The organism is Nocardia sp. NPDC102475 (assembly GCF_055584605.1).
On sequence record NZ_JBVJLS010000019.1, the window covers coordinates 97528 to 116444 of the forward strand.

At 65.7% G+C, this 18917-nt stretch carries 20 protein-coding genes; 7 read left to right on the top strand and 13 right to left on the bottom strand.

Annotated elements, in window-relative coordinates; translation table 11 throughout:
• Positions 1-375 precede the first annotated feature (375 nt).
• Positions 376-1032: a Pr6Pr family membrane protein gene (locus ACZ60G_RS30415; protein ID WP_465814336.1), complete on the top strand. Its 657-nt coding sequence runs from the start codon at positions 376-378 to the stop codon at positions 1030-1032.
• A 1-nt stretch (position 1033) separates the two neighbouring features.
• Positions 1034-2257 carry an aminotransferase family protein gene (locus ACZ60G_RS30420; RefSeq protein WP_465814338.1) on the top strand — a complete coding sequence of 408 codons (1224 nt, stop codon included), beginning with the start codon at positions 1034-1036 and terminating at the stop codon, positions 2255-2257.
• A gap of 13 nt (positions 2258-2270) precedes the next feature.
• Here ACZ60G_RS30420 and ACZ60G_RS30425 read toward each other — a convergent pair whose 3' ends face one another.
• The 3 genes from ACZ60G_RS30425 to ACZ60G_RS30435 form a co-directional block, all read right to left on the bottom strand.
• Positions 2271-3704 carry an aminobutyraldehyde dehydrogenase gene (locus ACZ60G_RS30425; protein WP_465814340.1) on the bottom strand — a complete coding sequence of 478 codons (1434 nt, stop codon included), beginning with the start codon at positions 3702-3704 and terminating at the stop codon, positions 2271-2273.
• 490 nt (positions 3705-4194) lie between these two features.
• Positions 4195-4806 (bottom strand): malonic semialdehyde reductase, encoded by a 612-nt coding sequence (locus ACZ60G_RS30430; protein ID WP_465814342.1) that lies wholly within the window; start codon positions 4804-4806, stop codon positions 4195-4197.
• Positions 4807-4842: 36 nt separating this feature from the next.
• A complete protein-coding gene (locus tag ACZ60G_RS30435; RefSeq protein WP_465814344.1) occupies positions 4843-5262 on the bottom strand; it encodes a nuclear transport factor 2 family protein in 420 nt (139 codons plus the stop codon).
• Positions 5263-5422: 160 nt separating this feature from the next.
• Here ACZ60G_RS30435 and ACZ60G_RS30440 point away from each other — a divergent pair, with 160 nt between their 5' ends.
• Positions 5423-6205, top strand: a complete 783-nt coding sequence (locus ACZ60G_RS30440) for an SDR family NAD(P)-dependent oxidoreductase (protein ID WP_465814346.1) — start codon at positions 5423-5425, stop codon at positions 6203-6205.
• Between the two features lie 12 nt (positions 6206-6217).
• Complete coding sequence (locus tag ACZ60G_RS30445; RefSeq protein ID WP_465814348.1) at positions 6218-6688, top strand: acetyl-CoA carboxylase biotin carboxyl carrier protein; 471 nt, start codon at positions 6218-6220, stop codon at positions 6686-6688.
• Positions 6689-6697: 9 nt separating this feature from the next.
• On the opposite strand, the gene ACZ60G_RS30450 is transcribed toward ACZ60G_RS30445, so the two are convergent.
• Positions 6698-7087: a lipocalin-like domain-containing protein gene (locus ACZ60G_RS30450; RefSeq protein WP_465814350.1), complete on the bottom strand. Its 390-nt coding sequence runs from the start codon at positions 7085-7087 to the stop codon at positions 6698-6700.
• A gap of 29 nt (positions 7088-7116) precedes the next feature.
• Positions 7117-7611, bottom strand: a complete 495-nt coding sequence (locus tag ACZ60G_RS30455; protein WP_465814352.1) for a luciferase domain-containing protein — start codon at positions 7609-7611, stop codon at positions 7117-7119.
• 177 nt (positions 7612-7788) lie between these two features.
• Between ACZ60G_RS30455 and ACZ60G_RS30460 the strand changes: the two genes are divergently transcribed.
• Positions 7789-8109, top strand: coding sequence for a winged helix-turn-helix transcriptional regulator (locus ACZ60G_RS30460; protein WP_465814354.1), 321 nt, complete (start codon positions 7789-7791; stop codon positions 8107-8109).
• A 20-nt stretch (positions 8110-8129) separates the two neighbouring features.
• Here the strand turns inward: ACZ60G_RS30460 and ACZ60G_RS30465 are convergent, their stop codons facing one another.
• The 7 genes from ACZ60G_RS30465 to ACZ60G_RS30495 are packed head-to-tail and all read right to left on the bottom strand — an operon-like array spanning position 8130 to position 14744.
• Positions 8130-8888, bottom strand: coding sequence for an alpha/beta fold hydrolase (locus tag ACZ60G_RS30465; protein ID WP_465814356.1), 759 nt, complete (start codon positions 8886-8888; stop codon positions 8130-8132).
• A 2-nt stretch (positions 8889-8890) separates the two neighbouring features.
• Positions 8891-10150, bottom strand: coding sequence for an FAD-dependent oxidoreductase (locus ACZ60G_RS30470; RefSeq protein WP_465814358.1), 1260 nt, complete (start codon positions 10148-10150; stop codon positions 8891-8893).
• Complete coding sequence (locus tag ACZ60G_RS30475; protein WP_465814360.1) at positions 10138-11073, bottom strand: MBL fold metallo-hydrolase; 936 nt, start codon at positions 11071-11073, stop codon at positions 10138-10140. Before ACZ60G_RS30475 ends, ACZ60G_RS30470 begins: the two co-directional genes overlap by 13 nt.
• Positions 11070-11993: an aromatase/cyclase gene (locus tag ACZ60G_RS30480; RefSeq protein WP_465814361.1), complete on the bottom strand. Its 924-nt coding sequence runs from the start codon at positions 11991-11993 to the stop codon at positions 11070-11072. The genes ACZ60G_RS30475 and ACZ60G_RS30480 overlap by 4 nt, the downstream gene beginning before the upstream one ends.
• An 11-nt stretch (positions 11994-12004) precedes the next feature.
• Positions 12005-12250, bottom strand: coding sequence for an acyl carrier protein (locus ACZ60G_RS30485; protein ID WP_465814363.1), 246 nt, complete (start codon positions 12248-12250; stop codon positions 12005-12007).
• Between the two features lie 11 nt (positions 12251-12261).
• Positions 12262-13479 (bottom strand): ketosynthase chain-length factor, encoded by a 1218-nt coding sequence (locus tag ACZ60G_RS30490; RefSeq protein ID WP_465814364.1) that lies wholly within the window; start codon positions 13477-13479, stop codon positions 12262-12264.
• Positions 13476-14744, bottom strand: coding sequence for a beta-ketoacyl-[acyl-carrier-protein] synthase family protein (locus tag ACZ60G_RS30495; protein WP_465814366.1), 1269 nt, complete (start codon positions 14742-14744; stop codon positions 13476-13478). Before ACZ60G_RS30495 ends, ACZ60G_RS30490 begins: the two co-directional genes overlap by 4 nt.
• Positions 14745-14911: 167 nt before the next feature.
• On the opposite strand from ACZ60G_RS30495, the gene accD reads away from it, so the two are divergent.
• Both accD and accC read left to right on the top strand, forming a co-directional pair.
• Positions 14912-16603 carry an acetyl-CoA carboxylase, carboxyltransferase subunit beta gene (accD, locus tag ACZ60G_RS30500; RefSeq protein WP_465814491.1) on the top strand — a complete coding sequence of 564 codons (1692 nt, stop codon included), beginning with the start codon at positions 14912-14914 and terminating at the stop codon, positions 16601-16603.
• Between the two features lie 4 nt (positions 16604-16607).
• Entirely contained in the window at positions 16608-17969 is a 1362-nt protein-coding gene (accC, locus tag ACZ60G_RS30505) for an acetyl-CoA carboxylase biotin carboxylase subunit (protein WP_465814368.1), read from the top strand.
• Here accC and ACZ60G_RS30510 read toward each other — a convergent pair.
• A complete protein-coding gene (locus tag ACZ60G_RS30510) occupies positions 17966-18835 on the bottom strand; it encodes an AfsR/SARP family transcriptional regulator (RefSeq protein ID WP_465814370.1) in 870 nt (289 codons plus the stop codon). The genes accC and ACZ60G_RS30510 overlap by 4 nt on opposite strands.
• Between the last annotated feature and the right edge of the window lie 82 nt (positions 18836-18917).

The following is an 18917-nucleotide window of genomic DNA, read 5'->3' on the forward strand; positions in this document are numbered from 1 at the left end:
CGGGCATCGGCATCAGGGTGAGCGCACCGGTGGTCCGGGCGCCGACACTGTGCTGACGTGCGCCCATCGAATCCAATGTGTTCGGCGTCATAGTGCTGCTGATCGGCGCGATCCGCGACCCCGTGACCAACGCCGACACGTGATCCGCGCCGCCACCACCGGCCTACCTTCTGAACTCCGGCGTCTTCGTCCGCCGGCGGACTTCGGGAGTCGAGCAGACCGGCCATCCACGCGGTGCCGACCACACCTCCCGCTCCCGGTACCGACACGCGACTCGGAAACTGTTCCACCACATCGACATTAGTGCCGCAGCGATAGTCCGGCGCTATTGCAAGGTCATGGCCCGCACAGAAAGCGTGTGCAACAATCGGCAGCGTGCGCGCCGTCGCTGTTTCTCCTCGGTGGATCCGGTGGCTTCGGCTCGCGTTCGCGGTGCTCGGCCTGGTGGCGCTGATCGTCGGACCGCTGCAATGCGGCTCGGTCCAGGCCGGTGATATGAACTTCTTCACCGATCAGGCGAATATTCTCGGTGTGCTCGTCCTGTTGGTCGGGGCGCTGTTCGATCCGCCCGATCGGCGCTGGCAGTTGGTGCGCGGTGCGGCCACGCTGTATCTGCTCGTCACCGGCATCGTCTACGCGGTGCTGCTGGCGTACATCTCCGTGCGAGACGGACAGGGGTGGGTGGATGACGTACTGCAGCGCATCATGCCTATCGTGATGATCGTGGACTGGGTGCTGGCGCCGGTCGCGCTGGGTATTTCCGGGCGGCTGGTCGCGGGCTGGCTGGTCTACCCGCTCGGCTACGGCGCGTACACCCTCATTCGTGGGCCGATCGTCGACTGGTATCCGTACCCGTTCCTCGATCCACGGCATCAGGGCTATGTGTCGATGACGATGGGCCTGGTGGTCCTGGTCATCGGATTCGCGCTGCTCGCCGTCGCGGTGGCCGGCCTCGGTGCGCCGTGCGGCCATCGGCGCGGTGCGGACCAGCCGGGGAGCGAAGTGACGTGGTTGTCGAGTAGAGGTGGTTGACATGGGCGCGCTATGGCATGGATTCGCCGATATGGGTGCTGTCGAACGCGATGGCGCGTTCGTCGTGGCACGTGGTGAGGGTGCCTACATCTACGACCAGGCGGGCGCCAGGTATCTGGACGCGACGGCCGGGCTGTGGTTCACCAATGTCGGGCACGGACGCGCCGAGATCGCGGATGCGGTCGCCGCACAGCTGCGCACGGTCGCGCACTATTCGAACTTCGGTGATTTCGCCGAACCCGCGACCCAGGAGTTGGCGGAGAAGTTGGCGAGCATCGCACCGGTGCCGGGCAGCAAGATCTTCTTCACCTCCGGCGGCTCGGATTCGGTGGACACCGCGGCCAAGCTCGCTCGCCGCTACTGGCACGAGCTGGGGCGGCCGGACAAGACCATTGTGGTCGGCAGACAGCGCGCCTATCACGGAATGCATATCGCGGGAACGGCTTTGGCGGGGATCCCGGTCAACCGCGAGGGCTACGGCGAACTGATGGCCGATGCCCGCACCGTCGAATGGGACGATGCGAAGGCGCTGCTCGCGCTCATCGAGGAGATCGGCGCGGAGCGCATCGCGGCCTTCTTCTGCGAACCCATCATCGGCGCGGGCGGGATCTACCTGCCGCCGGACGGCTACCTCACCGAGGTCCGCCGCATCTGCCGCGATCACGACATCCTCTTCGTCGTCGACGAGGTCGTCACCGGCTTCGGCCGCATCGGCGGATCCTGGTTCGCCGCAACCCGTTTCGCGCTCGAACCCGACCTCATGACCACCGCCAAGGGCCTCACCTCCGGCTATGTCCCCATGGGCGCGGTCTTCATCGCACCCCATATCGCCGATCCCTTCTTCCGCGGTGGCGTCTGGTGGCGCCACGGCTACACCTACGGCGGCCACGCCGGAGCCGCCGCCGCGGCCCTCGCCAACCTCGCCATCGTCGAACGCGAGGGTCTACTCGGCGAGGCGAAGCGCCTGGAATCCACTTTGCACGCCAAACTCGCTCCGCTCGCGGAGCACCCGCGCGTAGCCGAGGTACGCAGCGGTCTCGGAGCGGTCGCCGCGATCCAGCTCGCCGATCCCGCCGAGGGCCTACCCTTCGTGAAAACCCTACGGGAGCACGGCATCTCAGGACGTGCGGCGGGCCAGGGCGCAATGCAGATCTCGCCGTCGTTCGTGATGACCGACGACCAGGTCGACGAACTCGTCGAGGGATTCACCCGCGCGCTGGGCTGAGCCCTCGCGACACTTAGTAGATCTTGGCCATCACATGCTTGACGCGGGTGTAGTCCTCGAGCCCGTACATCGACAGGTCCTTACCGTGTCCGGACGACTTGAACCCGCCGTGCGGCATCTCGGCGATCAGCGCGGTGTGGGTGTTGATCCACACGCAGCCGAAGTCGAGCGCGGCCGATACGCGCAGCGCCCTCGACACATCCTTGGTCCACAACGAGGACGCCAGCCCGTATTCGACACCATTGGCCCACCGGATCGCGTCGTCTTCGTCGGTGAACGACTGCACGGTGATCACCGGGCCGAAGATCTCGTGCCGGCTCAGCCGATCATGCTGGAGCAGCCCGCCGATGACCGTCGGCTCGACGTAATACCCGCGGTCGCCCTGTCGGTGCCCGCCGACCACGACCGAAGCGTGATCGGGCACATCATCGAGGAAGCCGAGCACCCGCTCTAGTTGGTCGGCGTTATTGACAGGTGGTACCCAGGCGTCTTCGTCATCGACGGCCTTGCCGAATGTCGTTGTGGCACTGCCTGCCTGCTCGGCCAGCGCCGCAGTCAAATCATCGGCCACCGACGCGTGACCGAGCACCCGGGTGGCCGCCGTGCAATCCTGCCCGGCGTTGAAATAACCCGAGGCCGCGATGCCCTGGGCGGTAGCGGCGATATCGGCGTCGGGAAACACGATTACCGGCGCTTTGCCGCCCAACTCCAGATGTGTGCGCTTCAGGCGGGCTCCGGCCGACTCCGCGACAGCACGGCCCGCTGCCACCGAACCGGTGATCGACACCATCTGCGGGGTCGGATGCGCCACCACCGCGGCACCGGTCACCCGGTCACCGGTGACCACGTTGAGCACGCCTGGCGGCAGGTGCTCGGAAGCCAGCTCGGCCAGCATCACCGTGGTCACCGGGGTGGTGTCGCTCGGCTTGATCACCACGGTGTTGCCTGCCGCGATCGCGGGAACAAATTTCCAGATTGCCATCATCATCGGGTAATTCCATGGCGTCACCTGCCCGATGACACCGACCGGCTCCCGGCGGATCCACGATGTATAGTCCGCCAGGTATTCGCAGGCCGACTTGCCCTCGAGTACCCGTGCCGCGCCCGCGAAGAATCGGGTCTGGTCCAGCATCTGCGGGATCTCCACGGCCGAGGTGATGTGGTTCGGCTTGCCGGTGTTGCGACCCTCGGCCGCGACAAGCGCGGCAGCGGCGTTCTCCAACTCGTCGGCGAAATCCAACAGCGCCTTCTGCCGGTGCGACGGCGTCGTGCGCTTCCAGTCCTCGAACGCCCTCGCCGCAGCTGCGTACGCGTTGTCGATGTCCTGTTCGTTGGACGCCGGGGCGGTGCCGTACCGGTCACCGGTGGCAGGGTCGACCAGTGCCATCGTCGCACCATCGACCGAGTCGACGAGCTTGCCGTCGATGAAGTTCTGGACCACTGTCATGCTGCCTCCTCGGTTGCTCTGTTGAGTCGACAAATCTCTGGCGTGGGACGTTCGGTCGACTTGGCATCCGGTGCCGTCGCCTACTTGTCGATCATGAATATTTCGATGTCAACGACACCGAATGGATCGAGCTTACGCCTTTTGTTGCTGTCGAGGACGACAAAGTCGAAGCCCTATTCATTTGTATTGCACAGCATTGTTTCTCCTTGCTTTGCAACGACTTTCGGCTGCGCTGCAATATTGTCATTCGAGTTCCCGGAAAATCGGTGCGTCATTGCCCCTGTGTCCGGGTTTTCGGCAATTCAGGTACGAGCCCATGTTCCGCCGTCACATCGGTGTCGGTGGAAAGCGTCTCGAAAACAGGTTTTTGCGGCGCAGAGCCGCTCGATCGCAGGTTCCACTCGCACCGCATCGACGAGTGGCACACAATGGTCGCGCCTACTCGGACACTTGCCGCATCCGTGTGCCACTCGTCGGCCATGCCCGCTGCTTACACCGTCGTCACGACCTCGTCGTAGGTCAGGCGGGGTGAGCGGGGGAACCAGGCGTCTGCTCCCGGGGTGCCGATATTGACCACGACGAGTGAATTGTGGGTGCCATCGGGGAAGAAGTCCTTGTCCAAGCCCTCGGCGTCGAATCCGTTCATCGGGCCGGCGGCCAGGCCTGCGGCGCGGATGCCGAGAATGAAGTAGCCGGTTTGGATGAGGGCGTTGAAGCGGGCCGATTCGGCGCGGTAGTCCCGGTCGGCGAAGTATTCCTTGGCATCGGGGGCATGCGGGAAGACCTTCGGCAGATTTTCGTGGAAGTTCAAGTCGGCGGCCAGGATTGCGGTCAGGGGCGCGGCCGCGGTCTTGGGCTTGTTGTTGTCGATCATGTGGGTGACCAAGCGGGCCCGCGCCTCGGGGCTGCGGACCAGGACGATGCGCAGCGGTTGCTGGTTCATCGATGTCGGGCCGTATTTGATCAGTTCGTAGATATCGCGGATCTGGTCGTCGGTGACCGGTGTGTCGGTGAAGGTGTTCGCGGTGCGCGCCTCCCGGAACAACAGGTCCTGGGATTCGGCGGCAAGGGGCAACAGGGTTGCCGGCTGCACGGTGTTCACGTGGTTCTCCTCGAAATATGGTCGGGGACAGCGGATTCAGTCATGGGCGACACGCCGGGACCGGGTCAGCAGATTGCCGTCGACGCGGACGAGCACGTCGTGCACGACGCAGCTCGGCGCGATTTCCGGCTGGCTGTTCGGCCGGATCTTGACCACGAGACAGTAGGCGATGGAGACGATGGTTCCATCGTCCTGCGGCTGCAGGTTGATCATGTTGAACCAGTGCCTGCGCTGCATCGGATCGGCCTCGAAGCGCTTGTGGAATTCGACCAGGTCCGAGACGATGCCCGCTCTGGTCCGGGCCGGTGGCCGGCCCGGTGTGTGTTCGAATTCCGCGTCATCGGTGAAGGTTTCGGCGTAACCCGGGATGTCGCGGTTGTCCAGCCGCTGCATCTGATCGGCGTAGAACTGCTGGACCTCGGCGTACAACTCGGTGCGGCTGGCGACGGTGGTCATGGTGGCTCCTTGGTTGCGGCGGGGCGCGGCTGCACGCAACGGTCGCCGATGCCGCTAGAGGCTGGCTCGAGCCGTGCGCGGGTTGACCGGGGCTATAGGACCCGCGACGAGTCTGGAGGTCGATATGCCCGGCGAGTACGGAAAGACCGATGGAGGAGTCATGGCGGAAACTCAGCGCGTCGCGCTGGTCACCGGAGCGACCAGCGGTATGGGCCTCGAGATCACCAAAAGCCTTGCAGCACAGGGGATCGCGGTTTTCATTTGCGCCCGCGATCAGCAGCGGGTGACCGATACGGTCAAGAGCCTGCAGGACGACGGTCACGAGGTCGACGGCACGGTCTGCGATGTCGTCGATGCCGCGCAGATCCGTGAATACGTCGACGCGGGCGTGCGGCGCTACGGCCCGATCGACATCCTGGTCAACAATGCGGGCCGCAGCGGCGGCGGTGTCACCGCGCAGGTCACCGACGACCTGTGGTTCGACGTCATCAATACCAACCTCAACAGCGTCTTCCTGATGACCAAGGCGGTACTGACCGCAGGCGGCATGCTCGAGCGCGGCAGCGGTCGTATCGTGAATATCGCCTCCACCGGCGGTAAACAGGGTGTCGTACACGGTGCGCCGTATTCGGCCTCCAAACACGGTGTCGTCGGCTTCACCAAAGCGCTCGGACTGGAACTGGCCAAGACGGGGATCACGGTGAACGCGGTGTGCCCCGGCTTCGTGGAAACTCCGATGGCAGAACGCGTTCGGGAGGTCTACTCCGGTCTGTGGGGCGTGGACACCGACGAGGTGCACGCCAGGGTCAGCGCGCGCGTCCCGATCGGACGTTACGTGCAGCCGTTCGAGGTCGCGGCGATGGTCGACTATCTGATCGGCCCCGGCGCGGGTGCTGTCACCGCACAGGCGCTGAATGTCTGTGGCGGACTGGGTAATTACTGAGAGGCCTGAGCAATGACCGCAGTGGAGGAGAACATAACCGGGCATGACGAGTATCTGCGGGTACTCGAAGCCATCCAGACCGGCGCGCTGCAACTGCTCGCGGGCTTCCCGCAGCAGCCCAGCGCGCTGCGTGTCCAGGTGGGCGAGGTGACGATCGAAGCCGAATGGCAGGTCTCGGGGGCGCCGGTGGCCCCAGCGCCAGCGACAGTGGAAACCGTTGGAGCACAGGATGACCCGCCGGTCGGTGCGGTATTCCGCGCGCCCAGTGTCGGGGTCTTCTACCGCAGCCCGGAACCTGGCACGGACCCGTTCGTCCAAGTGGGCGACCGCGTCACGGCCGGACAGCAGATCGCCATAGTGGAGGCGATGAAGTTGATGATCCCGGTGACCGCGCAGACCAGCGGTGTGATCACCGGCATACTCGTGGAAGACAACGAACCGGTCCAATTCGATCAGTCTCTATTTTCGTATTCTCCGGAATGACAAGGTATTTCAGGCGGGCGGGCAGGAGCGGCGCCAGGTCAGCACCCGGCGCTGCATCCGCCCGCCGACCTCGGCGGCCCCGATCAGCGTGAGAATGTCGCCGCTGAGCGACATCTGGCGAACCTGTTCGGTATCGGCCCAGGCCGGGTTCGAGCACACGGTGATCGCGTGCACGATCTCCGTGCCGCGCCTGCGCCAGGTTCCCGCATAACCCATGAAGGGCGGTGCGTCCGTGGCCGCGTCGGTACGCATCATGCTGACCGACATGTAGCCGTGTGCGCCGTAGATCAGCAGGCCGCGCGGTGCGGCACCCAGTGGCCCGGTGCTGGTCGCATCGTGTTCGTCGATATCGAAGTAGGACAGCAATTCCCAGGTTCCGACGAGATCGGTCGCGTTCATAGCTCCCACGATGGCGGCCGCCGCTCTAATCACGCTGTAGCCGCCCCGCGTGCGAAGCCGTGGCTGACCCGTACCAGCCGCCAGACAACCTCGAGTTCGTCGAGATCGCGTGGCCCGTAGACCATTACCAGCGTCTGCGGCAGGAAACGCTGACGCGCCATCGGGTGCAACTCCGCCCACCCCTGCGCGATCGCCTCGGCCGCAATATCTTTCGGTAGGCATATGTGCAGGCTGCCGTCGTCGTATCCGTGTAGATGGGCGAACTCGGTGCCGACCAGATATGCCTCGCCCGGTCCCTTGGCGATGGTCGGGCGCAGGTGCAGCGCCCGGGTATCGGGTAGCGAAACGCCGCTCCGGCCGAGCAGCACGCCGTTCAGCGTGGTCATTCGCGACCACAGGGCTTCCTGCAGATCCGGTGGCGCGAGCTGACTGAGCTGCTGATGTGGATTGACTGCCCGGGTGTGCGGCCGGTCGCCGGAGCGGCGTGGCAGATCGATGCGTCCGTCCACGGATGTCGATGTCATGACTGTGTTCCCTTCGGCTTTCGTTCGCGGTGATGCTCGCTCACGACCACTGGTCTCACAGTACTTTCCAAAGTATAGTACTTACCAAGTGGAAAGTGAGGGCTAATGAGGCCGACATCGCGTGGCGATTCGACGAGGGGTGGGCCGGCCACTGTCGATCCGTGTCCGATCACGCCGGTGATCGACCTGGTTTTCGGCCGCTGGTCCACCCAGGTGCTCTGGGTGCTGACCCATGACGGCCGCCTGCGCTTCACCGAACTCGATCAGCGCATTCCGGGCCTCACCCCCAAAGTGCTGACCCAGCGCCTGCGTCAGTTGGAACGCGACGGACTGGTGTCGCGCACCTACCACGCCGAGGTGCCGCCCCGCGTCGAGTACGAAGCAACCCCGCTCGCGGTCACCCTGACCCCGGTCTTCGCGAGCATCGTCGACTGGTCGAGCGTGCATCTCAGCGAAGTACTCGCCGCCCGCGCCGCCTACGACGCGGCCGAATCCTGACCCGATCCGGCTGGTCGGCATCAAGCAAGACTGGTCCGTGGCGCCAATGTCAGGAGGTGCCCGGCCAATTCGCGTGGCATGGTGATCATGCAGTCGTGTCCGGTCGGCAGCACGTGCAGGCGGCCGGGCGGCAGATCGGCCGGCGGCAGGGTGCGCGGCATGGCGGCGCGCATGGCCTTGTAGGCTTCGCCGCCCTCGCTGCAATACACATGTGTCACCGGAATATCGGCCAGTGCAACGGGATTCGTGAGCAGCATGCGCTGCTGGAACGTCTCGAGGGACTGGGCGGTCATCAGTGAGGCGGCCCAGCTCAGATCGGACTCCTCGGTAATGCCGTACAGGCCGCCGTCGCCCATCGGCTCGGTCTGCGGCGGTACGCGCCAGCCGTCACCGTATTCGGCCGCCGCGGCGGCGAAGGCATCGACCATGCCGGGCATGATGTCGGCGACCGCCTCGCCGTCGCGCGGGACGAAGGTGTCGATATAGACGAGTTCGGCGATACGGTCGGGGACGGCGTCGGCGAGCGCGGTCACCACGATGCTCGCGTAGCTGTGCCCGACCAGGACGACGTCCGTGAGATCCGCGGAGGTGAGCAGGTCGACCAGATCCTCGACATGGGTATCCAGGCCGACCGCTGGAGTCAGTAGGTCGGCTCGGTCGCCCAGGCCGACCAGGGACGGTGCCAGCACGCGGTGTCCGGCGTCCGCGAGCAGGGGCGCCACTCGCTGCCAGGCCCAGCCGCCGTGGAATGCGCCATGGACGAGCAGATATGTCGACACGATCAGTTCTCCCTGAATTTCGTTAGGGCAGTGACGGTTCCGGCGATATCGGCCGCCGGTGGCACGTGTTCGGGCCGGATGCCGAGCCCGATCACCCGGGCCACCAAACGGGGGAGGCGGGGAAAGCGCCGCAGCAGACGCACCAGCAGTGGCTTATCGGTGCCCGGCCGCCCGGCATTCGGATAGAGATCCGACAGCAGCCGCAGCTGCGCGAATTGCACTACCCGCATGGGGAATTCACGCCTGGCCTGTACGGCGCGCAATTGCGCGACGCTCGGTCGAGCACCCGTGCCGAGGATGGGCGCGAGCAGCCGGGCGGCCGCGATCGCGTCCTGCACCGCGAGATTGATGCCGACTCCGCCCGCTGGTGACATGGCATGGGCCGCATCGCCGATCGCGAGCAGACCGGGTCGGTACCAGCGGCGCAGCCGGTCCACGCGCACATCAAGGGGTTTCACGTCATCCCAGGTGCGGATCTCGGCGGCAAGATGCTCGGTGAGGCTGGGATAGATCGCGGCGAGGTCGGCGCGGAAGTCGGCGAGTCCGGCGGCGCGCACGGTCGCGAATCCGCCCTTCGGGATCATGTAGGCGACCTGCAGGTAGTCGCCGCGGTCGATGCAGACGATGAAGAAACCATTGCCGCTGCGCACGGTAGGCAGCCGTTCGCCGTCGGGTTTGCCGACCCGGAACCACAGCACGTCCATCGGCGCCGCGCTGGCCGCGACCTCGAGCAGGCCGCCGCGCACCATCGAATTGCGTCCATCCGCGGCGATCACCAGCTGGGACCGGACCTCCAGAGGTCCCTCGGGCGTGCGTACCCGTGCGCCGACCACGGTGTCGTGCTCCTGGATGAGTTCGGTGACCTCGGCCCGCTGGATCAGTCGGAAGCCCGGATACCGCCCACCCGCCGCGGCCAGGAAGTTCAGCACATCCCACTGCGGCATGAATGCCACGAACGGAAAACCGCCTGGGAGAGTGCGGAAGTCGGCGAAGATCACCGGCCCGCTCGCAGTGGCCATCGGCAGCTGCGGCAGTTCGACGTGGGGCAGCGCGAGGAATTCGGTGGCGAGCCCGAGTTCGTCCATCGCCCGGAGAGTGGATGGGTGCACGGTGTCACCGCGAAAGTCCCGCAGGAAGTCCGGATGCTTCTCCAGCACAAGCACTTCCACGCCCGATCGGGCCAGCAGTAGACCGGTCATCAGCCCTGCGGGACCGCCGCCGACCACACAGACCGGCACCGATACGGTTGTCACGCCAGACATGTCGGCACCTGCCCGTGGTTGTACACGATCATCTCGCCGAAAATTGACAGCACATCCAGCGGTTCGCCGATCGGACCGCCCGCCGACTCCGCATCGGCGCGGTACAGATTGCCGACTATGCGCTCCTCGTCGACCAGATCGGCGAATTCACCGTGATCGGCCTCGAGCGCGATGGCCAGCGGGGTGAGTCCGAGGGCGCGGCCCTCGGCGGCCAACTCCTGCACCCACCGCAGATACCGCAGCGTCTGCTCGAAGATCTCGGGCCCGGTCACCGGACCGTGCCCGGAAACCACGGTTTCCGCGCCCAGCTCGGCGAGCCTTTTGATCGCGGTTATCGACCCGCTCACCGATCCCATCAGGCAGAACGGCGCGGCCCCCGACATCACCAGGTCTCCGGCGAAGAGCACCTTCTCCTCGGGAAGCCACGCCACCACATCATTGGTGGTGTGCGCGGCCGGTCCGAGGTGGATGAGTTCGACACGCCGGTCACCGATGTGCAGGGTCATGCGGCTGCTGAAGGTGATGCTGGGCAGGGTGACTCGCACATCGCCCCACTGCACCTGCGGCCACAGTTCGGTCAACGCGAGTCCGGTCTCGATCATTTCCGGCCGGATCCGATCGTGGCCGATGACGACGGCGGTGGGTCCGAAGAGATGATTGCCGAAATTGTGGTCGCCGTGGTGGTGGGTGTTGACAATCGTTCTGGCCGGACCGATACCGAGCCCGTCGACGAATTCGACCAGCGCGCGGGTGCGTCCCTCGGTCGCCAGAGTGTCGATCACGACCGCGCCGTCCGGACCCGCCAGCACGCCCGCATTGCTGACACACCAGCCGCCTCGACTGTGCGTGTACGCATAGACCCGGTCGGCGATTTCGTGCACTACCGGGCCCCCGGCCACGTGTGGTAGTTCGGTGGCGGTCATGTCGGTGACTTCACGGATTCGGCGTACCGCACCGCGCACAGCAGGGTGTTGCGACTGTTGGTCGACAGCGCGTCGGTGAGATATGCACGCGCATCGGCGAGATCGGTATCGGCCCCGAGGATTTCGCGGGCGGCGACCGGATTGATCGCAACGGTATGCCGCGCCGTCACCACCGCGCCGTCCGGAGCGTCCGCGAATTCCCATGCGCCGCTGTGCCCGAAGAGCATGTCAGGCGGCAGCAGCTGCTTGTAATCGATGCGTTCGTCGGTGACACAGACGCGCACGGATTTGGTGGTGTGCGCAATGCCGCCCGCGGTAACGGTATCCATCTCCATCAGCTGCACGCCATCGGCATCCTCGTCGAGTTCGATGCGGCCGACGTGCGGGACGTGTTCGGGCCAGCGCTCACTGTGGTAGATGAAGTCGTATGCTTCGGCCGCCGAAATATCCAGCGGAACAGCGTCTTCGAAGGTGTGCACCACATCGTCCACCGGATGTCCAAGCTCTGCGATGCGAGCCAGCGCCGCCAACTCGGTCTCGCTATTGCGATCCACCGCGCCCGCGACCAGATCCGGATCCGCCCCGTCCACCACGGTGAAGCGGTGGTCGAGGGTGACCTTCGTCGTGCCGGAATCGATTTCGCGGAATGACCAGCCGCCGCCCATGGACGCGATCGGCGCCTGACTACGCTCCTGTTCGAAGACGATGCGCCGCTGCGCCGCATCCAGTACTCGCCGCGAGGTCCAGTTCTTCACCTCACCGTTGACGGTGGCCCACAACCGGAACCGCTCCTCATCGGGTCCACGGTGCAGATGGCGAACCAGCACGCTCGGCGCGAAGATCACCGGCCATTTGGTCACATCGGCCACCAGGTCGTAGACCACCTCTGGCGGCGCCTGCACCACCTTGGTGTGGCTCATCACCTGAACGTTCATGCCGCACCGCGCAATTGGCTGTTGACGATATCGATCAGCTCCTGCGGTGTCTTGACATCGACGAGCTGCTCCTCCGGGATCAGCACGCCGAAATCGCGTTGGATCCGTGCGGCCGTTTCGATGAGCGCCAGCGAGTCGTAGCCGAGCTGTTCGAAATCGAGTCCGGCGATATCTTCGGCGATATCGTCGCCGCCGGCGCACTCCACGAGGATCCGGCGCAATTCGGTGATGGTCATGGTCATGATCGGCTCCCTTAGGTTTGGTCGACAGCGCGCACGACGACCGCGGAGTTGAATCCCCAACGGCCACGGGCCAGGACGAGGGCGCCGCCGACGGTGGCGGGCCGTGGTGCGCCGAGCACCAGATCGATCCGATAGTCCTCGGCGAGGGTGGTGGTGTAGGCGGTCGGCGGAATCACCGAATCGCGAATGGACAGCAGCGCGGTCACGATGTCGAGCGGGCCCGCACCCGAGAACAGCCGCCCGGTCAGCGGTTTCGACGCCGTGACCGGCACACCGTCGGCACCGAAGACGGCCTCGATGGCCGCCGCCTCGTCCCGGTCGCGGTCGGGTACGCCCGCCGCGTCGGCGAAGACGATATCGATGTCGCCCGGCCCCATACCGGCGTCGGCGAGTGCCAGTTCCGCGGCGCGGCGTAGACCCGATGGCCTTCCCGTCTCCGGTGCGGGATCGAATGTCGAGGCGTACCCGGCGATTTCGCCGTGCACCTTCGGCACGCCGCGGGCGCGGGCCGCCGTGGCGTCCTCGACCACCAGCATCGCACCGCCCTCACCTGGCACATATCCGGCGGCCGCGATGTCGAACGGCAGATAGGCGCGCTCCGGGGTAGCCGACGTGCTGACCTCGCCGCTCGCCAGATGCGAGGCCCAGCCCCAGGGATCGAGCGCGGAATCCACCCCGCCGGTGACCACCAGCGGGGTGCCGCGTTCGACGGTCCGCCGGGCATGCCCGACCGCGTCCAAACCGCCCGCCTGTTCGGCGACCAGCGCGCTGCTCGGTCCGCGCATACCGTGCCGGATCGAGATCTGCCCGGTATTGACCGCGTAGAACCAGGCGAACGATTCGTAGACGCTGACATGCTCGGAACCGCGCGACCACAGCTTATTGAACTCGCGATGGGTGAATTCGAAACCGCCGGAGGCATTTCCGGTTACCACACCCATGTCGTAGTCGGTCAACGCCGCGGTATCGACCTTGGCGTCGTCCAGTGCCCACTGCGCCGCCACCAATGCCATCCGCGTAGAAATATCGGTCTGTGGCAGCAGTCGGCTCGGCAGATGTTCGGCCGCATCGAAATCGGCGACCTGTCCGGCCGATCGCGCGGTGCCGCGACCGGTGTCGAACCGGGTCAGCGGTGCGATACCAGTGCGGCCGTCCAATACCGCATCCCAGAAGCGTTCGACGCCGAGGCCGTTCGGCGCGACCACGCCCATACCGGTTACCAGGATCATGCCGCCACCGCCTCGGGCTTACGTAACACCATCGCGCTCTGGAAGCCACCGAATCCACTGCCGACGGTGAGCACGGTGTCCATCCGGTGCCCGCGCGCGGTGAGCGGCACATAGTCCAGATCGCATTCCGGATCGGCCTCGTGCAGATTCGCCGTCGGCGGCACCACCTGGTATTCCAGCGCAAGCAGGGAGGCGGCGATCTCGACCGAGCCGATGGCGCCCAGCGAGTGGCCGACCATCGATTTGATGGAGCTCATCGGTGTGGCGTAGGCGTGCCTGCCGAGACTGCGCTTCACGGCGGCGGTTTCGTGCCGGTCGTTCTGCCGGGTGCCCGAGCCGTGCGCGTTGATGTAATCCACGCCGGTGGGGTCGATGCGCGACTCGTCCAGTGCGACCCGGATCGCCTCGGCCAACTCCCGGCCGTCGGCCTTGAGCCCGGTCATGTGGTACGCATTGCATCGCGTGGCATAGCCGGTGATCTCGGCGTAGATACGTGCGCCCCGCTTGCGCGCGCTCTCGTACTCCTCCAGCACGAACATCGCCGCGCCCTCCGCGAGCACGAAGCCGTTGCGCGAGTTGTCGAACGGCCGGGAGGCGTGTTCGGCATCGTCATTGCGGGAGGTGGTGGCCTTGATCGCATCGAAGCAGGCCACCACGATGGGCGTGATCGGGGTATCCGCCGCCCCGGCGAGCATCACATCGGCCGAACCCTCACGGATCAACTGCACGGCGTGGCCGACCGAATCCAACCCGGAGGTGCAGCCGTTGGAAACCATGGCGACCGGCCCCTCCGCGCCCACACTCCAGGCCACCTCGGCGGGCATCACGCTGGGCACCATGTAGTCGAACATGTGCGGGGACAGGTAGGTCTGGTCGACCAGCCAGTTCTTACCGGAATCCGACAGCACCAGATATTCCTGCTCCAGGCTGGTTGCCGCGGCGACCGCGCTGCCGAGACTGACGCCGAGCCGGTGCGGATCCAGCGATCCGATATCGATGCCGCTATCGGCCACCGCCTCCCGTCCACACACCACGGCGAACTGCACCGCTCGGTCCATGCGGCGAATTTCCCTGGGCGACAGCCCTTCCTGAATCGGGTCGAAATCGGCTTCGCCCGCCACCTGGGACCGGTAGGGCGTGGGGTCGAAGAATGAAATCCGGCGCGTCGCGGTGCGGCCCTCGGACAGCAGTTTCCAGAACTCGTCCTTACCCGAACCGCCGGGCGCGCGGACACCGAGTCCGGTGACGACAACGCGGCGGGTCATACAGCACCACCGGATGCGTTGGGGTTCATGGCGTTATCTCCCTTCGATCGTGGGGTCAAGCATCGAAGGCGTACCTCGAACCTGACTCGAGCGCCGGAGTCGAGCTGTTCTCTAGCGGGTGCGCGCAGGCTGGGTCGCACCTTCCCCGAGCACAGGAGACAAGCGTGATGAAGTCAGCACACGGCCTGGACAGTGCCGCGGACTGGGTGCTCTGCCCGGCCTGTCTGATTCCGCTGTACGGCAAGCGATTCGCCCGTGACCTCGGTGTCTGCGGTGAATGCGGCAGGCATGCCCCGATCACCGCCGAGCAGCGCCTCACCCAGCTCGCCGACGAGGGCCGGTTCGAGCCGCTCGCCGTCGTCCGCACCGACGACGATCCGCTGACCTTCACCGATACCAAGCCCTATCCGGACCGGCTCGCCGCCGCACGGGCTCGCACCGGCATGCACGATGCCGTGCTGTGCGCGCTCGCGGCGATCGAGGGCAATCCGGTGATCATCGCGGCAATGGATTTCCGGTTCCTCGGTGGCAGTTTGGGTACCGCGGTGGGTGAAATGATCACCCGAGCTGCGGAAACCGCGCTCGCCGAACGGATTCCGCTGCTCATCGTCACCGCCTCGGGTGGTGCACGGATGCAAGAGGGACCGCTGTCGCTGATGCAGATGGCGAAAACCAGTGCGGCGCTGGAACAGCTGGACCGCGCCGGCATCCTCACCATCACGCTGATCACCGACCCGACCTATGGTGGGGTGGCCGCATCGTTCGCCACGCTGTCGGACGTGCTGATCGCCGAACCGGGGGCCCGCCTGGGCTTCGCTGGTCGCCGAGTGATCGAGCAGACGATCCGGCAGGAGCTTCCCCCGAAGTTCCAGACCGCCGAATTCCTGTTGGAGCGAGGCCTGATCGATATGATCGTGCCACGCTCCGGATTGCGACAGGCACTCGGTTCGCTACTGCGAGTGGCCGGTCCGGTCGATCCGACCAGCGATGCGGTGACCGAACTGGACGCGGGGACCATTACCGACCCGGCTCGGGTTCCCGAAAGCGATCCCTGGGTACAGGTTCGGCGGGCGCGCACGCCGAGCAGGCCCACCGCGCTCGACTATTTCGCCCTGGCCTTCGACGGCTTCCGGGAGTTGCGCGGCGACCGCATCTCGGGCGACTGTCCGGCCATCGTCGGCGGTACCGCCTGGCTCGGTGACCAGCCGGTCGTGGTGATCGGACATCAGAAGGGACATGCGCCGAAGGAGCTGATGGCCCGCAACTTCGGCATGCCGACGCCGGCGGGATACCGAAAGTCCGCACGTCTCATGCGTTTCGCGGAAAAGCTCGGGCTGCCCGTCATCACGTTGATCGACACCCCTGGCGCTTATCCCGGCGCGACCGCCGAGGAGCAGGGGCAGGCGGTGGTGATCGCGGAGAATATCCGGCTGATGTCCGCGTTGCGGGTGCCGGTGATCAGTGTGGTGATCGGGGAGGGCGGCAGCGGTGGCGCGTTGGCGCTCGGCGTTGCCAACCGGGTGCTGATGTTCGCCAACGGGACATACTCGGTGATCAGCCCGGAAGGGTGCGCGGCCATCGTGTGGAACGATCCGGCGGCGGCACCGAAAGCCGCTGCCGCGCTGTCACTTACGGCCGCTGACCTGCTGCGGCTCGGTGTCGTCGATGCGGTGCTGCCCGAACCGGGTGACGACGTCGGTACCGCACCGCTGGCGGCGGCGAACCAACTGCGCCGTGCGCTGACCGCGAGCCTGCGCGAGTTGACCGGTCACAGCGGCGAAGACCTCGCCGTCGAGCGGCGTGCCCGGTTCCGCCGGTTCGGTGCGCGGCAGCAGGTTACGGTTCGGTCGGTGGCGTAAGAGAGTGCGGGACACCATGTTCGAGAAGATTCTTATCGCCAATCGTGGCGAGATCGCGCTGCGGGTCGCGCGCACCTGCCGGGAACTCGGGGTGCGCACCGTCGCGGTGCATTCGGTCGCCGACGCGGAGTCGGCCGTCGTGCGGTTCGCCGACGAATCGGTGCAGATCGGGCCTGCCGCGGCCAAACGCAGCTATCTCAATGCTGCTGCCGTCCTTGCCGCGGCCGAGACGACCGGCGCCGATGCGATCCATCCCGGCTACGGATTCCTCTCGGAGTCACCGGATTTCGCGGATGCTTGCCGTGCGGCGGGTATCACCCTGATCGGTCCGCCCGCCGATGTGATGGCCCAACTCGGTGACAAGCAGTCGGCGCGCACTCTGATGGCCAAGGCGGGGCTACCGCTGTTGCCGGGGAGTATGGATCCGCTCGAGCCCGAGGAGGCGCACACGCTTGCCGACTCGATCGGATACCCGGTGATCATCAAGGCCGCCGCGGGTGGCGGCGGGCGCGGGATGCAGGTCGTGCGCGACAGTGCGGCGTTCCCACGCGCCTATCTGGAGACGCGGGCGACCGCGCGAATGTTGTTCGGGGACAGTCGAGTCTATCTGGAGAAATACCTCGAGGGCGCCCGGCATGTCGAGATCCAAGTGCTGTGCGATGGTTACGGCAACGGTGTGCACCTCGGTGAACGCGACTGCTCGGTGCAGCGCAGGCACCAGAAGCTCATCGAGGAGTCGCCCGCGCCGCGGCTGCCGGCGGGGCTCGCGACGCGGATGGGCAAATCCGCGGTGGACGGGGTGCTGGAAGCCGGGTACGTCGGCGCCGGAACCGTGGAATTTCTGGTGGACCGGCTGGGGAATTATTATTTTATGGAGGTGAACTGTCGAATCCAAGTCGAACATCCGGTCACCGAAATGGTCACCGGTATCGATTTGATCGCCGAGCAGATATATATCGCGGCCGGGCAATCGCTCAGCATCGCACAGTGTGATATTTTCCTGCGCGGTGCGGCAATTGAATGCCGCATCAATGCCGAGGACCCGTCTGCTGAATTCGCACCGGCGCCCGGAATCGTGTCCGAATTCACACCGCCCGGTGGTCCGTTCGTGCGCGTCGATACACACGTGCACGCCGGATATTCGATCCCACCGCACTACGATTCGCTACTTGCCAAACTGATCGTCTGGGCGCCGGACCGGGACCAGGCGCTCGCGCGCATGCGACGAGCCCTGGCCGAATTCCGGATTTCGGGTGCGCACGTCGCGACGACCCGGGATTTTCTGCGGGAAGTACTCGACCACCCGGCGATGCGATCGGCGACGCATTCGACCGCGCTGGTGGACGAGATGTTGCGGGCGGATTAGGCCGGTTCTGCGCGAGCCGAGCGGATTTCGGGGGAGTGCCAGCCGATGAGGTATCCCGCGTGGCGGCTGTTGAGCATGGCACTGACCGATACGTCGGAGGCGGCGAGGATATCCTGATGCAATTTCTGCAGCTTCTGGCAGGGATCCAGGCCGAGTTCGCGCTGCATCGACCTGCTGAACTGCTGGTAGGACTCCAATGCGCGGGCGCGCTGGCCCGCCCGGCTGAGAGCGAACATGTAATACGCCTGCAGCCGCTCGTGCAGCGGGTGCTGCATGGTGAGTCGGGCCAGGTCAGGGCATGCTTCTCGATATCGACCGAGTCGCAGCTCGGCCTCGACGCGCAGCTCGGTATTTGTCAGGCGTAGGTGATCCAGATGCGAGATCTCCGCGGCGAGCGGGATGCCGCCCTCCACATCGACCAGTGCCGGACCGCTCCACAGCGCCTCCGCGGCGGTGAACAGATCGACCGCGCGATAGTCGTCGCCGGCCTTGGCGGCGCAACGCGCGGCCTCGGACATGCTCTGATAGTCGCGCAAGTCGAAGACGCAGTCCTTGACGTCGAACGAATACCCTTTACTGCGGGTGCGGAGAAAACGTTCGGCCACCTCGGCCTGTCCGATGCCGAGTTGCTCGGCCATCTTCTTTCGAATTCCCAGCACATAGGTCTGCACGACGGTGACGGCGCTGCGCGGCGGATCGTCGTTCCACAACTCTTCGACGAGTGTGGTTACCGGAACGACGGTGTCGCGTCTGACGAGTAGTAAGGCGAGTAGTTGGCGTTGTTTCTGTGCTGTCGGAGTTGCGTTGTGGTTATTGAGAGCAAGCGTCAACGGACCTAACACGCGAGCGCACACTGGATACTTCACCTGGAGTTCTCCTACGGGCGTTATTCCCCCCGACCGACGTGAGTTCTCGAATCCCACCTCGCTGTAGGCAATATCCACACTA

Coding starts and splice junctions, on each gene's coding strand:
- ACZ60G_RS30485 (WP_465814363.1), bottom strand. CDS start 12,250: ATGACCATGACCATCACCGAATTGCGCCGGATCCTCGTGGAGTGCGCC.
- ACZ60G_RS30480 (WP_465814361.1), bottom strand. CDS start 11,993: ATGAGCCACACCAAGGTGGTGCAGGCGCCGCCAGAGGTGGTCTACGAC.
- ACZ60G_RS30455 (WP_465814352.1), bottom strand. CDS start 7,611: ATGACATCGACATCCGTGGACGGACGCATCGATCTGCCACGCCGCTCC.
- ACZ60G_RS30435 (WP_465814344.1), bottom strand. CDS start 5,262: ATGACCACCGTCGCCAGCCGCACCGAGTTGTACGCCGAGGTCCAGCAG.
- ACZ60G_RS30450 (WP_465814350.1), bottom strand. CDS start 7,087: ATGAACGCGACCGATCTCGTCGGAACCTGGGAATTGCTGTCCTACTTC.
- ACZ60G_RS30420 (WP_465814338.1), top strand. CDS start 1,034: ATGGGCGCGCTATGGCATGGATTCGCCGATATGGGTGCTGTCGAACGC.
- ACZ60G_RS30470 (WP_465814358.1), bottom strand. CDS start 10,150: ATGTCTGGCGTGACAACCGTATCGGTGCCGGTCTGTGTGGTCGGCGGC.
- ACZ60G_RS30490 (WP_465814364.1), bottom strand. CDS start 13,479: ATGATCCTGGTAACCGGTATGGGCGTGGTCGCGCCGAACGGCCTCGGC.
- ACZ60G_RS30425 (WP_465814340.1), bottom strand. CDS start 3,704: ATGACAGTGGTCCAGAACTTCATCGACGGCAAGCTCGTCGACTCGGTC.
- ACZ60G_RS30475 (WP_465814360.1), bottom strand. CDS start 11,073: ATGACCGCCACCGAACTACCACACGTGGCCGGGGGCCCGGTAGTGCAC.
- ACZ60G_RS30495 (WP_465814366.1), bottom strand. CDS start 14,744: ATGACCCGCCGCGTTGTCGTCACCGGACTCGGTGTCCGCGCGCCCGGC.
- ACZ60G_RS30440 (WP_465814346.1), top strand. CDS start 5,423: ATGGCGGAAACTCAGCGCGTCGCGCTGGTCACCGGAGCGACCAGCGGT.
- accD (WP_465814491.1), top strand. CDS start 14,912: ATGAAGTCAGCACACGGCCTGGACAGTGCCGCGGACTGGGTGCTCTGC.
- ACZ60G_RS30445 (WP_465814348.1), top strand. CDS start 6,218: ATGACCGCAGTGGAGGAGAACATAACCGGGCATGACGAGTATCTGCGG.